This window comes from Paenibacillus sp. H1-7 (assembly GCF_022354825.1).
Classification (GTDB): Bacteria; Bacillota; Bacilli; order Paenibacillales; family NBRC-103111; genus Paenibacillus_S.
The window spans coordinates 2,629,243-2,643,355 of the sequence record NZ_CP031168.1 but is presented as its reverse complement, the minus strand read 5'-3'; the positions used below and the strand labels follow the sequence as shown (position 1 = coordinate 2,643,355).

Here is a 14,113-nt window from a genome sequence, read left to right as displayed (position 1 = left end):
CGTAGCAGAGTCGAATTATGTTTCATTTTAGCGCAGCTTCTTTGTAAGCCTCATCAAGCAGTTTGATTTTCTTCACGACATATTCCTTGTAAGCTTGATTATAGAGCGCGGGCTCTTTCGGATTCGGAAACCGCTCGATTCGCTGCTCATAGCCGTCCTCATGCTCGACTTTGGGGAACAAAATTTTGCTCACCGCCCCGCAGCCGAGGCCAATGATCGTCTGTCTTTCCTCCATCATCAGGATGTTGTACAAGCTCTCATAGCCTTCCAGGGCGTAGCCGACGTTCTCCTGATTGCCGAGAATGTTCTTCTGCCGGTACATGTAGTACGGCACATAGCCTTGCTGCTCGGTCCATTCCGCCGTTGTGCGGATCATTTCCTCGATCTCGTCGCGTTCTGCTACCTCGTAATCTTCCTTGTTCTTCGTCATTCGTGAGGCGCGCTTAAAAGAAAGCGTATGAACAGTGAGCGATTCCGGAAGCAGCTGTTCCGTCTGGTCCAGCGTTTTCTGCAGCTCTATCATTCCTTCATTAGGCAGGCCGATGATCAAGTCCATATTAATGTTGTTCATGCCCATTTGACGTGCCAGCTTAAATTTATCCAGCGTCTCCGTTACCGTATGATGACGGCCGATAGCGTCCAATGTAGCTTGCGTGAAGCTCTGGGGATTGATGCTGATCCGGTCGACATTCCATTTCTTCATAACCTCAATCTTATCTTCCGTGATCGTATCGGGCCGCCCCGCTTCGACGGTAAGCTCCCGCACCTCATCCCAGTGCGGAAATGTTTCGCTCATCGTTACGAACAGTGCGTCCATCTGCTCGGCCGTAATACTTGTCGGAGTGCCGCCGCCCCAGTAGATCGTCGTAATTTTCAAATCCGTCTCCCGGAGCCATTGGCCCGTAATCCGGATCTCGTCGTGCAGACCTTCAAGGAACGCTTCAACAGATCCGTTGTTGCCGCGGATATCATAGGCAGGGAATGTGCAATAAGCACATTTGGTCGGACAAAACGGAATGCCGATATAGATGCTGACCTCCCGGTCGAGCCGGAACAAATCGGGAATGACCTTGAGCTGACGTTCGGCTATTCCGGCAAGCAGCTGCACTTTGGGCTCGGTGACCAAATATTCGTCACGCAGCATTTGAACGCAATCCTCCAAGCTGTTCTTCATCATCATGTTGTGCATGAGCTTGGTAGGACGGACGCCGGTAAGCGTTCCCCATGCTTGCTCCAGCCCGGTGTAATCCCGCAGAACATGCAGCATGCAGAAACCGATTACTCGCTTGATTGCTCGCTTGTAGGTCTCTTCTCGCGCTCCAAGCTTTTTCTCGTAACGGGAGGTGTAGACTTCTCCTCCCGCCGGGCTGCTAAGGCGGATGTCTCCGTAGGCGAGACGCGCCGATTCGTCAGTCCGAATCGTAATCTTCATATGCAGATTTGCGTCGTCAGACGGCTCGTAAATGAGCTCCACTTCTTCAAAAAACAGCTTGCATATATGAAACATATCGGTAGAATAGCCTTCAAAGCCATCCCGCTCTAAATAGATTTTCAAAGCCGAATCCCTCCGTTACCGTACTTCTATAACCTAAAACATATTGTATGAGTCGACATGCGTCGAAAAAAACTAGTCTCAGTGTACCACATGGCCCGCTACCAAGAAAAGAAACAGACCCCCGGATATCCGAGGGTCTTTCGGTTATTATCGGAACGTCTTGCGAGGCTGCCGCTTGATTTGCTCGTGGACGGATGAAAACCCTGCGGACAGCTCGTTGTCGACTAAATAAGCGGCAGCCATCCCCATGGATTCCTCCACACTGCAATACAACAGCTGCTGCTCGGGCAGTACCGCTACTTTCTCTTTGCCGGACTGGTGCATGAGCAAGAAATCTCCTTGTGGTAAGTATATGCTTATTTTGTCCAAATCCGCATAAACCTAACCATTCGGCAGTGTACGGTTTCGATATGTTTCAAGCCCAAGCAGTCTTGTACCGCTCGGCTTGCTATTTACTCTCCACAATGAGCGTAACCGGACCGTCATTGATAAGCGAGACGTCCATCATAGCCCCGAAAATGCCGGTTTCGACCTGCAAGCCCTGCTCGCGCAGCAGCTCATTAAAGCGGTCGTATAACGGCTTCGCCTGCTCCGGACGGGCGGCCGCCATGAAATTGGGCCGTTTCCCTTTGCGGCAGTCCCCGTATAAAGTAAACTGCGAAACGGACAATATTTGTCCTTTTACGTCCTGGACAGAATGGTTCATCTTCCCTGACTCGTCCTCAAATATTCGCAGCCCTGCGATTTTATCTGCAGCAAATTTGGCATCCTGCTCCGTGTCTTCATGTGTAATACCGACCAGCAGGACGAGCCCGTGATCGATGGAGCCGACGACCGCACCGTCAACCGTGACCTGTGCCTGCTTGCTGCGCTGTACGACTACTCTCATGACTATCGTTACCCTCAATTCATTATATTGAACAGGTTCTATGCCTGCATAATCCGCTGAACGGAATAGACATCCTTCACCCGCTTGATTCTTTCGACGACACTGTGCAAATGCTCGATGTTGCGGATCAGAATCGTCATATGGATGATCGCCATTTTGTTTTTGTCCGAGCGGCCTGAGACGGCGGAAATCGCCGTTTTGCTTTCCGATACCGCCTGCAGCACCTCGTTCAAGAAGTTAAAGCGGTCATGTCCCGTAATTTCAATTTCTACGTTATAGTTGGCCTCGATGGAATCCGCCCATTCTACGTCAATGACACGATTGCCGTCATCCCCATTGTCCGTAACGGGAATGTTCGTACAGTTGACTCGATGCACGGAGACTCCGCGCCCCCGGGTAATATATCCGGTGATCTGATCACCGGGTACCGGATTGCAGCAGCGCGCGAACCGAACCAATACGTTGTCCACGCCTTTGACGCGGACGCCGTGAGTCGGTCTTCCTTTGCGCTCAGTCGGAGCCGATTTGAGCTCTTTGACTTCCTCGGATAGCTGCATGGCCTGCTGTCTCGCCTCTTCCTGCTGCTTGCGCAGCTTTTCGGTGAGGCGGGTAACGATTTGCGCCGCCGTTATCCCGTTGAAGCCTACGGCAGAATACATATCTTCAATTTCGTTGAAGTTGAACTTTTTGGCAACCTCCATCAGCTCGTCGTCCTTCATCAGCGTCGGAGGATCGATCCCGAGGCGTTTCAGCTCGCGTTCGATGGCTTCCTTGCCTTTTTCCACGTTTTCCTCACGCTTCTCCTTCTTGAACCACTGCCGGATTTTCGTCCGGGCGTGGGAGGATTGCGCCAGCTTGATCCAATCCTGGCTTGGACCATAAGAGTGTTTGGACGTTAATATTTCGACGATATCGCCGGTTTTGAGCCGGAAGTCCAGCGGTACAATGCGTCCGTTCACCTTGGCGCCTATGGTCCTGTTGCCGACCTCGGTATGAATCCGGTAGGCGAAATCCAATGGAACGGAGCCGGCCGGCAGTTCAATTACCTCGCCCTTCGGCGTGAACACGAAGACGAGGTCCGAGAAGAAGTCCATCTTCAACGACTCGACGAACTCCGAAGCGTCCTGCGCATCCTGCTGAAGCTCCAAAATCTCGCGGAACCAGTTCATCTTGTCCTCGAAGCTGCCGGACGGAACCATACTGCCTTCCTTGTAAGCCCAGTGGGCGGCAATCCCGTATTCCGACGTCTTGTGCATATCGAAGGTACGAATTTGCACCTCTAGCGGCTCGCCTTTCGGACCGATCACGGTCGTATGCAGCGACTGGTACATGTTCGGCTTCGGCATAGCGATATAATCCTTGAACCGTCCCGGCATCGGTTTCCATAATGTATGAATAATACCCAGGGTTGCGTAGCAATCCTTGATGTTGTCTACAATAATCCGAAGCGCCAGCAAATCGTAAATCTCGTTAAACTGCTTGTTGCGCGCGGTCATTTTTTTGTAAATGCTGTAAATGTGCTTTGGACGTCCCGAGATGTCGCTGTCGATCCCCATTTCGGACAGCTTCCCGTTCACCGTTTCGATGACATCCTGGATATATTTCTCCCGCTCGGTTCGTTTCTTCTGCATCAAATTCACGATCCGGTAATACTGCTGAGGATTCAAATAACGGAGGGCGATGTCCTCCATCTCCCATTTGATCGCAGAAATACCGAGCCGATGGGCGATCGGGCAAAAGATTTCCAGCGTTTCATCCGCAATTCTCCGCTGGGCTTCCTCCGATTGGTGCTTGAGCGTGCGCATATTATGTAAGCGATCGGCCAGTTTAATCAAAATGACGCGGATGTCCTGAGCCATCGCTACAAACATTTTTCGATAGTTTTCGTTTTGCTGCTCTTCTTTTGTTTTGAATTTGATTTTCTCGAGCTTGGTCAAACCGTCCACCAGCATGGCACAGGTTTTTCCGAATCTCTCATTCACAGTTTCCAGAGAAACGGTCGTGTCCTCCACCACGTCGTGAAGCAGTGCGGCTATGATAGAAGTCGTATCCATCTGCATGTTGACCAAGATTTCCGCTACAGCCAACGGATGAAGTATATAAGGCTCCCCTGATTTGCGAACCTGGCCCGAATGAGCCTGTTCAGCGAACTCGTAGGCTTCTCTTATACGCTTCAGATCATTTTCTTTTACATAGCTGGACGCCTTCTCAAGAAGCTGCTCAATGCCCATTCGTTTATCCATTCCCTTAAATCGATTTTAATTCATTATGCCTTTGAATGATGCTTTACGTCAACTTATTTGCACTGGAATCGACAAACTTTGTCGAATACCATCCGAGCCGTTTCATAAAACGACCGCAGATGCTTACGTATCAAAGCTTTTTCAGCTCTTCGGCAACGATATTCCGCCGTTCAATAATATAATCCCGGATGATTTGAGGCTCTCCATCGAAGACGGAGGATGACCATTTCCGCGTCGTATCCCGGTATATATGCGGGGCGATCGATTGATACATGTCCTGCACCATCGGTTCTATTTTCTTAAGTGTAAAATGGCGGTTCAGTAAATCGTGAAGTATTTTCTTGTACCGTTTGCGAATCGGTGGGAAGGATAAGAGCATCTTGGTCAGCTTGTTGTATCCGGTCACGCGTACCAGGTCACTGTCGACCTTCTTTCCGTAGCAATTTCTCCCCCAGGTGCCTTCGTAATCCCAAGGGCTGATCCAATATTTATTGCTCGGTTTATGCCGGAATATCGCATAGTTTTGTTCAAAGCCGTCATAGTTGCCCGTCAAAACGGCGCCGGCCAGCCACCGGAGATAGTTGTCAATATGCAATCGTTGCTTCAAGTATCGCCCCAAACGGGGGCCTTTAAGCGTATTGAGCTTTAAAATGAACGATTTCCAATGGGTACGGTCGGCTTCATTGCCGATCTTTAACGTATAGCCCTGGAATAAGGAGGCTTTTCTCCGCCCTGTATCAGGGTGAAGCAGGCTGAAATCGGCCAAGTCGTTGGAGGCGTACATTAAGGAACGAACGCCAATGCCTCTTTTGCGGAAAAAAATCCGGTCTACCCCTTCGATTTCCAAATACAAGCCATGGCTTTTGCCGTTAATCTTCATAAGACAATGCCGGGTTTTGGGACAAGGCACACCTATGATTTCGAAGAAACGAAAAGAGAGCGCATTGCGGATCATGGACGGATCGTCGGTTTCGGCATTATAATGATACGTCTTTCCGTTTCGCACGATCTCGTATGATTTTTTGGGATATTCCCTTGTATGTCCGCCGCGGATACGTATTTTGACAGGTTCCTTTTTGTCTTGGCTGACGAGTTGCGCCGGTTCGAATTTATCGCTCCATACATTTTTTTGCAGCTCCGAAAGCTCCTTTTCGCCGATCAAAATATGCATTGTGCGAATATCCATGGAATGTTTCCGCCTTTCCTTGAAAAGCAAAAAGCCTATCAACGGATGATAGACTTTTGTAGTACTTTACGTTATGCCTTCGTATAGCCGCTCGTCACGGCTTCCGCCCGTGTCTCGGGGATCTATTTCAGCGTCCGCCTCTCTTAATTTTTGCTAGTTGGAAGTGGAAATTAACTTGATCCTAGTTGGCCAACCAGTCCGAAGGACGACCGGGAACATATTAATAGAGTATCAGTTTGCTATAAAAGCCGGAATCCGTCGGAAACTTCAAATGTAGAGGAGGTGCGATATGGCAGCTTTAACCGATTTGCTAGGACAAAACGTAATACTTACGATTTCCGGAATTAATGCTCCGCTCCGCGGAAATCTGGACCATCTTGGCAACGACATGATCATACTTAATAACGGGCGGAAATATATATACATCCCGCTGCTGCATTTGCGGCAGCTGGTATTGGATGACGATCAAAGAACCGGGGATAGCGGCGTCATGCTGACAGAACCGCTGTTCGACGACGAGAAGGATATCTCATATCGTAAAATGTTAATGAATGCAAAAGGCGTATTTACCGAAATGGTTATTACCGGCAGCCAGCCGCTCCACGGCTATGTAACCAGTGTCATGAACGACTACTTCGCCTTCTACTCCCCTGTCTATCAGGTCGTTTACATTCCGATGCAGCAGTTAAAATATATGATTCCGTACGAACCGAATGTTACGCCGTATGCGTTGATGCTCGAACGCTTCCCTCTAAGCCCGCTTTCCTTAACCTTGGCGCGGACGTTCGATCAGCAGCTGAAAAAGCTGGAAGGCCGCCTCGTTGTGCTCGATTCGGGGGACGATCCCCGCACAATAGGTCAGCTCAAATCGATCCGAAACGGAATGGTCGAGCTTGTCGCTGCCGGAGGAGAAACGGTTTTTCTCCATATGGAGCAAATAAGAACCGTCCATATTCCATAAAGTTTGCATAAAAATAAGGCCGTCCGCTTCACTCAAGAAGCGGGCGGCCTTTCGTTTTGCCACAATAAAATTGAGAAGATTCCGAGGTCATCGGAGCGAAGCTCATTGGAAAGCCTCGATAAAACCTACCATTGAACGCGGTCGCTCATCTTGAAAGACCTCGATAGAGGTTTGCTCACCACATAGGAAAGCATAAGTTCGGTAAACCGATAAAGCGAAGCGAAGATCTTTCCTATTGGCGATAAAACCTACCATTGAATGCGGTCGCTCATCTTGAAAAGCCTCGATAGAGGTTTGCTCACCATATAGGAAAGCATAAGTTCGGCAAAGTGATAAAGCGAAGAGAGGATCTTTCCTATTGGCGATAAAACCTACCATTGAACACGGTCGCTCATCTTGAAAAGCCTCGATAGAGGTTTTCTCATTGGTTTAGCTCCCAAGTAATCCGCAAGCCTTCCAGTACGAGATCGGGATGGGTATGCTGGATGGTCCGGGACTCCGGAGAAATCAGCTCCGCAAGTCCGCCGGACGCGATAACCGTGAACGGAAGGTGCATTTCTTCCTGGATGCGGTCGACGATCCCGTCTACCTGTCCGGCTATTCCGTTCACAATGCCATAGGTCATGCTGGACGCCGTATCATGTGTAAGCTTTCTTAAAGGGCTCGTGATATTGACGGTCGGCAGCTGTGCCGTTTGCTGGTACAGCGCTTCGGCAGAGATGAATCCGCCGGGCAGTATGGCTCCGCCGATAAACTGGCTCCGGTCATCGACTACATTGACCGTCGTTGCCGTGCCGAGCCCTATGACGATAACTGGCGGGCCGTAGAGCTGCAGCGCCGCAATAGCCAGAGCTATCCGGTCGGAGCCGACCTGCGCCGGATGATCGGTCTTGATGGTCAGCCCGGTCCGGAGGCCGGGGCCGAACTCCATCACCTGCATCCCGAGGTGGCTGCGGCACGCTTCGCGGATCGCCGACATGACCGGAGGCACGACGGAGCTCACTATGACTCCTTGCAGCGTTTCGTATGCAAAGCGGCTTTGCAGAAACAGCTGATGAAGCACGATCCAGAATTCCTCCGGCGTCATGCCCCGCTGGGTTGTCACTCTCCAGAAATAGTCCATATGCTTTCCGTTGTAGACGGCAATCTTCGTATTGGTGTTACCTACATCTATAACTAAAATGACGGCTGGCATCTATTCGATTCTCCTTAGGGGGCGTATCCGGCTATTTCCATTGCCTCTCTATTATATACAAAGCGATCAAGGGCCGCCAGAAGGCGGCCCTTGGGTTGTAGAGAAGCCTTATTTCATTGAGATTTTTGTAATAGGTAGGTTGGGTATAGCTCGGAGGAGTGTAAGTCCGCCATTGAGCCTGTAAAAATACCACTTTCGCTAAACAGATTCACGGGTTTCAACAGCGGCTGGAGAGGCATACTGCATCGGGGTATGCAACAAAATTTCAGTTTTGATAAGTTTCTGAACAAACTCCAAGGGCAACCGGAAGGCGGCCTTTGCTTGTCGAGAAGCCTATAGGATTGTTGAAGCTGCTGCAAGGTATCAGGCCCGATGGCATATCCAACTGCGACCTCACATTATTACATAGTAAATAGTTGTCCTGGGATCCATTTGCGTATGATTATGGAGAGAGCTTAGGGCATGGTGGCTGGTGGCGGTCTATCGGACAGAGGTTCCGCTATTCCTTGGAATGAGGCTTCTTTTGCAGTGTGATCGGACACAGAGGCCGCTATTTGCAAATTTTGCATGCGAAAACAGTGGTTTTTGGCGAAATATCGGAACTACGGTCCGATCACCCTGCAAATAGAGGCATTTTTGGTAAAATAACGGATCTGATGTCCGAAACAACATTGCTCATAAGAAGGCACGCTCTGGAGTTCTAACAGTTAAACCCTTTAATCCATGGGGCTTTGTCAACAATCTGAAGGGCCGCCAGAAGGCGGCCACTGTCTTGTCGAGAAAGCCAGGTTATTGAAAGCTTGGTGAGAAGGTGGTGTATCTCTTGGAGGAGCGATAGCGCCCGCCTTTGTTCTCACCGGAAGTTATCGCACGGACGGATAAGTTCCCGAAAACAACAGCGGATAAAAGGAGGTATCCCACCGGGATACCCAGCAGCAGCTTTACATTCATTGGTTTTCTCGGCAAAGCTATTGCCGCCAACAAAGGCGGTCCTTGCCGCTCAACCGTTCCACGACCATCCATACGGATAGGCGGGTCGTATCGTAACAGGCAGCTTGCCGACCGCTTGAATCCGCCCAGCCAGCACGGAAGCCAGCGCCCTCATAGCGGAAGGCCGATTCTCGTAACAGGCAATGTACGTCCCGATATGGGGAAAAGCATTCAGATCGTAAGGAATCCGCACGGAGGCGACAATCAAGGAAATGCCGCGGGCTTCAAGCTTCTTGACAAGCCGAACCTGCTGAGGCGAAGCTTCAGCGTTGTATGTCAATACAACCACCTGCTCGTAACCCAAGCTTTCCTGCAATAAATAGTCGGCTTCCCATTTCATCGTGTTGACGCCGATCCGTTCCTCACGAACGGTATATCCGAGCCGCTGCAGCCAGAAGCTCAATGTTTCCGTCTGCGGTATCACTTCATCGACCTCGGTGCCGACGCGAACCTCCGGCCAGACGACGAAGACCGGCTTGCCCGCGTCGAGCGGCAGCCGCCCGGCCTCTTTCACCAGCGTGACGCTCCGCTCGCTGACTGTCTCCGCAAGCCGCAGCGCAGCTTCTGCGGCTGGCACATCACTGGCGGCAGGCACACCGCCCCCGCCCAACAACCCCCTGCGGCGCTTCATCGCCAGAATCCGTGTCACGGATTCGTCGATCCGCCGCTCGGGGATGCGCCCCTGCTCCACGGCACGGAGCAGGGCGGCTAGCGCGGCTTGCTGCCGCTCGATGCGATGGCTGACCAGAATGAGGTCAGCCCCGGCCTCGACGGCGCGCACCGCGCCTTCCGCGACGCCGAAGTGATCGGCGATCGCGCCCATTTCCAGGCAGTCGGTGACGACGACGCCGGTGAACCCGAGCTGCCTGCGCAGCAGCTCGGTTAAGACCTTGCCCGACAGCGTGCACGGCACGCGCTCCGGCTCGAAGGCCGGAAACATGACGTGAGCCGTCATGATCGCGTCGACGCCGGCCGCAATCGCCTGCCGGAATGGAGCGAGCTCCACTCGCTCCAGCCGCTCGCGGCCATGCGGTACCAAGGGCAGCGCGAGATGCGAATCCTCGCCGGTGTCGCCATGGCCAGGGAAATGCTTGACCGTCGCGGCCACGCCCGCCTCCTGATAGCCCATCGCCGCGGCGGAACCCAGCTCGCCTACAAGCTGCGGGTTTTCCCCGTAAGATCGTACTCCGATCACCGGATTGGCCGGGTTATTGTTAACATCGAGGCAAGGGGCAAAGTTCATGTTGATGCCGAGGCGCTTCAGCTCCTCACCAGCCGCACATGCCGTCTGCCGGGCGAAGGCGGCGTTACGCGCCGCGCCCAGAGCCATCGCTCCCGGCATGATCGTGACACCGTTGTCAATCCGGTTCACCATGCCTCCCTCTTGATCGATGGCTATGAGCAGCTGCACCTTCCCGCCTGCAAGCTGCTGCAATTGCGTAGACAGCCTCCGCGCTTGGGCAGCATCCCGTAAATTGCGGCGGAAATAAATAACGCCGCCGATATGCTCGTCGCGAATCAACCGGGCGATATCATCCGACGGCTCCGTTCCATGGAAGCCGCACATGACCATCTGGCCGATTTTCCGCTTTAAGGTCCAATAGTGATCCGCCATCATCCTTTTTCACCTTCCATCCTCAGGTTTACCGGCTAGAATTCAACGGACTGGAATCACTTGGACAGGAACTCGGCTGTGAAAGGTACTCCCGATATTCCGAGGGACTCATGCCCTCATGCTTATGAAACACTTTGGTGAAATAGCGCCGTTCCGCATAGCCGACCAGCTTGCCGATTTGCGTTACGCTTTTGCCGCTCGACGAGAGAAGCGTCTTGGCAAGCTCTATCCGCTGCCGCGTCACATACTCGACGAAGGTTTCTTCGAAATGCTGCTTGAACAGCTGGCTGAAATAGCTCGTGCTGATTCCAAGATGACATGCGAGCTCCTCCACTCCCAAGTCGCGGGTAACATTGCGGTGAATATAGTCTTTGGCGCAAGCCATCAGCAGCTCAATGGATTTGCGGCTGTTCCCTGCGGATCCGTTCGCGCATTCGGAGGCGATGCGGTAGATCGTCTGCACCAGCAGCTTGATGTGACGACTCCCGTTCAGCTCGAGCCAGAGCGTCTGCTCCTGCTCGGCCGTCAGGATGCCGACGCTTCTCATTTCCCGCAGCAAATGGATGCTTAGAAAATGGAGCATCGGCTCCGCCTGCAAGGACGACGGCTCCGCCAGCTCTCTCAAGAGCCGCTCAAGCAGCTCGTGCGCCTTCTCCTGATCTCCCTGCAGCAAAGCCGCAACGAGACCGTCGGCCATAGTCCAAAAGGAGCTTACCGAATGAACGGCTTCGGCCCGTTCTCCGAAAATTTCGATATACTTCGCCTGCAACGATAACCGCATGGCTTGTTTGGCGCTCCGGTAAGCACCCGAGAGCTCCTCCAGTGACAACAATGCCGGATATACGCCTATACTGACCGAGAGCCGGGTGTAGCGTTCCACGGCCTGCTGCATCCGTTCCGCCCAATGCCTAAGCTGACCGGACGGCTTGCCCAGCGATCGTTCTTCTGCTGCGAGCAGACACCATTCTCCTTCTCTCATTTGCAGAACCGAGTAATCGGGACAATCGTCGAGCAGCACCTCCTGCAGCACATTGCGAACGGCAAAATGCATCAGCCTCCGCTCCCGCTCATCCTGGACGGTAAGCTGTGAATAATCATCCAGATCGATTACATACAATATAAACCTCGTATTGTTCCATTTTATGGAACCTACATCGAGAAGTTGACGGCTTATCCCCGCAGGACAATTCATAAGCGCGTCGAGAAGCACCTTCTCGTATGCGATGCCCGACAGCTGCTTCCACCGGTTGCTGTCTCTTTCCCTGCCGGCGAACTTGCTTCTCAGCTCCCCGGACAGCCGTTCGATCACCTGCTGCAGCTCGTCGTAATCAATCGGCTTGACGATATAATCCTTCGCGCCGTACTTGATGGCGGACCGCGCATAATCGAACTCCTGGAAGCCGGTCAGCATAATGACCTCTCCTTGGAAGCCCTGCTCCCTTAGCCGCTGCAGCATCGTAATGCCGTCCATCACCGGCATGCGGATATCGGACAGAATCAGGTCCGGATTATGCTCTTGCGCCAGCTCCAGAGCCATAGAACCATTCGAAGCCATCCCTACGAGCTCCAACTGCATGGCTTCCCAAGAAATGACTTTTTGCAAATTCCGGATAATATTGATTTCATCATCCACAAGCATCACTTTAAGCTTCATCCGGTTCACCCGCCGTTTGTTTAGGAATGACGATCCGAATCAGCGTGCCTTGCCCCGGCTCGCTGCACAGCCATAGCCCGTACCGGCAGCCGTAGCGGATTCTTAACCGGTCCGCCACATTGGGTAGACCGAGACCGGTTCTTGCGCTGGCTCCTTCTTCCCGAACGGCAGCCGCAATAGCCGCCGCATGTAATTTTGCCGCCGACTGGCTTATGCCGGATTTATAATGTAAACGGGACAGCACGGCCGAATCGATGCCGATGCCGTTGTCATCCACCCAGAGGACGATGTGCTCCCCGTGGTCCTCCGCTTTGACATGAACCCGACCTTTATAGGCAATCCCCTCGAACCCGTGCTGAATGCTGTTTTCCACCAATGGCTGCAAGGTCAGCTTCAGAATCAGACTATCGCGCAGCGAATTAGGGATGTCAAGCTCATATTCGAACAGCTCCTCGAACCGGTAGCTTTGGATTTCCAAATAATTGCGCAAATGATCCATTTCCAATGAGAGCGGTATTTGCTCTGAAGTCTGAAAGCTGATGCGCAGAATCGTACTGAGCTGACGCACCATTTTATTGACTTTGCGCCCCTCGTTTTGCGCGGCCAGCGCGTTGATGGATTCGAGCGTATTGAATAAAAAATGCGGCTTGATCTGGGCTTGCAGCAGCATCAGCTCCGCTTTGTTTTTACGCTCTTGCTCGCGCTTCACCTCCTCCAGCAGACCGCTGATCCGCTCTACCAGACTGTTGAAGCCGCGCGCCAGCACGCTCGTTTCATCGTTCGAGGCCGCCTCCGCGCGGATGCGGAGGTCTCCGATCTCCACCCGTTTCATCAGCTGCACGACATATAGAATAAAGCGAATGTTCCGGTTTACGAACAACAGGTTAAACAGCAGAGCGCTGAGCAAGCATAGCGCGGTAATCGCTCCGATCCACCGCAGCACCTGCTCGGTTTTGCCGGACAAATACCGCCATGGCGTGACGGAGACGACACTCCAGTTCATTTTGCCGTAGCGGTCAAGCTCCGGATGGTGCACGGAAACGACGCTTTCTACGCCACCGAACTCGAGCTTCCTGCTGTCATAGTCCTTGCTCCAATCCATACTCGAGCTAAGCAGCCCGGACAGAAGGAGACCCTGCAGCTCCGACTTGCTGTCGACCATGACGAGCCCGTCCTGATTGACAAGCATATACCGGTTATCCGCATTCCGACCCGAATCGTAATCGTTAAAAATTTTGTTCAATTCCTGAAATTGAAATTGCTGAAGCAATATACCTTTGTTATCCAGCGTATATTTATCGTTGACCACCCGCAGCATCGTAAAAAACGGGCCGTCACCGGTCAATTCCGGTTCCTCGTGGGGGCCTATCCACACCGGTATCCCGTTCAGCCTCATCGCTTCCTTGTACACCGGCTGCCGGAACAGCTCCTCGTAAGATAATCTGCGGTATCCGATCTTGCCCTCGCTGAACACCTTGCCGTCAAAATCGTATAAAGCCGCGGAATAGGCCGGTGTGTAGGATAAAAAAGTCCGCTGCAGCAGCCTTCCGTACTCGGTCAAGGCAACCGCATCAAAGGTTTGGCCCGTCCCCAGCACACTCTGGATATCCTCACGCAGCATGTAAGATTCCGAAAAGTAATTCGCCTCTTTGAGCACATAAGTCAGATTGCGACCAACCGCTTTTAACGTAAGCTCCGATTGCTCCGCATAATTCTCCCCGATAATATATTGCGATACGAGGTAGGTGATCAGCCCGAGCACGAACAGCGGAATGACGATGAAAGCCATGAAGGCTATAAACACTTTCTTGCGAAGATTCATCGA

The 14,113-nt window shown here is 52.3% G+C and carries 10 protein-coding genes; 1 reads left to right on the top strand and 9 read right to left on the bottom strand.

What is annotated here, in order from left to right; translation table 11 throughout:
* Window positions 1-22: 22 nt before the first annotated feature.
* The 5 genes from DVH26_RS11820 to DVH26_RS11800 form a co-directional block, all read right to left on the bottom strand.
* Complete coding sequence (locus DVH26_RS11820) at window positions 23-1,507, bottom strand: coproporphyrinogen III oxidase (RefSeq protein ID WP_481857604.1); 1,485 nt, start codon at window positions 1,505-1,507, stop codon at window positions 23-25.
* 195 nt (window positions 1,508-1,702) lie between these two features.
* Window positions 1,703-1,879: a hypothetical protein gene (locus DVH26_RS11815; protein WP_239633883.1), complete on the bottom strand. Its 177-nt coding sequence runs from the start codon at window positions 1,877-1,879 to the stop codon at window positions 1,703-1,705.
* 124 nt (window positions 1,880-2,003) lie between these two features.
* The gene (dtd, locus tag DVH26_RS11810; protein WP_239633882.1) at window positions 2,004-2,444 is read right to left on the bottom strand and encodes a D-aminoacyl-tRNA deacylase; all 441 of its coding nucleotides are present in this window, start codon (window positions 2,442-2,444) and stop codon (window positions 2,004-2,006) included.
* Window positions 2,445-2,482: 38 nt separating this feature from the next.
* On the bottom strand, window positions 2,483-4,675 hold the full coding sequence (locus DVH26_RS11805) for a RelA/SpoT family protein (RefSeq protein WP_239635343.1): 2,193 nt from the start codon (window positions 4,673-4,675) through the stop codon (window positions 2,483-2,485).
* Window positions 4,676-4,817: 142 nt separating this feature from the next.
* Window positions 4,818-5,873 carry a CotH kinase family protein gene (locus DVH26_RS11800; protein WP_239633881.1) on the bottom strand — a complete coding sequence of 352 codons (1,056 nt, stop codon included), beginning with the start codon at window positions 5,871-5,873 and terminating at the stop codon, window positions 4,818-4,820.
* Window positions 5,874-6,162: 289 nt separating this feature from the next.
* Between DVH26_RS11800 and DVH26_RS11795 the strand changes: the two genes are divergently transcribed.
* Window positions 6,163-6,834: a DUF2642 domain-containing protein gene (locus DVH26_RS11795; protein ID WP_239633880.1), complete on the top strand. Its 672-nt coding sequence runs from the start codon at window positions 6,163-6,165 to the stop codon at window positions 6,832-6,834.
* Between the two features lie 421 nt (window positions 6,835-7,255).
* On the opposite strand, the gene DVH26_RS11790 is transcribed toward DVH26_RS11795, so the two are convergent.
* The 4 genes from DVH26_RS11790 to DVH26_RS11775 form a co-directional block, all read right to left on the bottom strand.
* On the bottom strand, window positions 7,256-8,029 hold the full coding sequence (locus DVH26_RS11790; protein ID WP_239633879.1) for a type III pantothenate kinase: 774 nt from the start codon (window positions 8,027-8,029) through the stop codon (window positions 7,256-7,258).
* Window positions 8,030-9,029: 1,000 nt separating this feature from the next.
* A complete protein-coding gene (gene nagZ / locus DVH26_RS11785; protein ID WP_239633878.1) occupies window positions 9,030-10,637 on the bottom strand; it encodes a beta-N-acetylhexosaminidase in 1,608 nt (535 codons plus the stop codon).
* A 25-nt stretch (window positions 10,638-10,662) separates the two neighbouring features.
* Window positions 10,663-12,288 carry a response regulator transcription factor gene (locus DVH26_RS11780; protein ID WP_239633877.1) on the bottom strand — a complete coding sequence of 542 codons (1,626 nt, stop codon included), beginning with the start codon at window positions 12,286-12,288 and terminating at the stop codon, window positions 10,663-10,665.
* Entirely contained in the window at window positions 12,278-14,110 is a 1,833-nt protein-coding gene (locus DVH26_RS11775) for a cache domain-containing sensor histidine kinase (RefSeq protein ID WP_239633876.1), read from the bottom strand. Before DVH26_RS11775 ends, DVH26_RS11780 begins: the two co-directional genes overlap by 11 nt.
* Window positions 14,111-14,113: the final 3 nt, after the last annotated feature.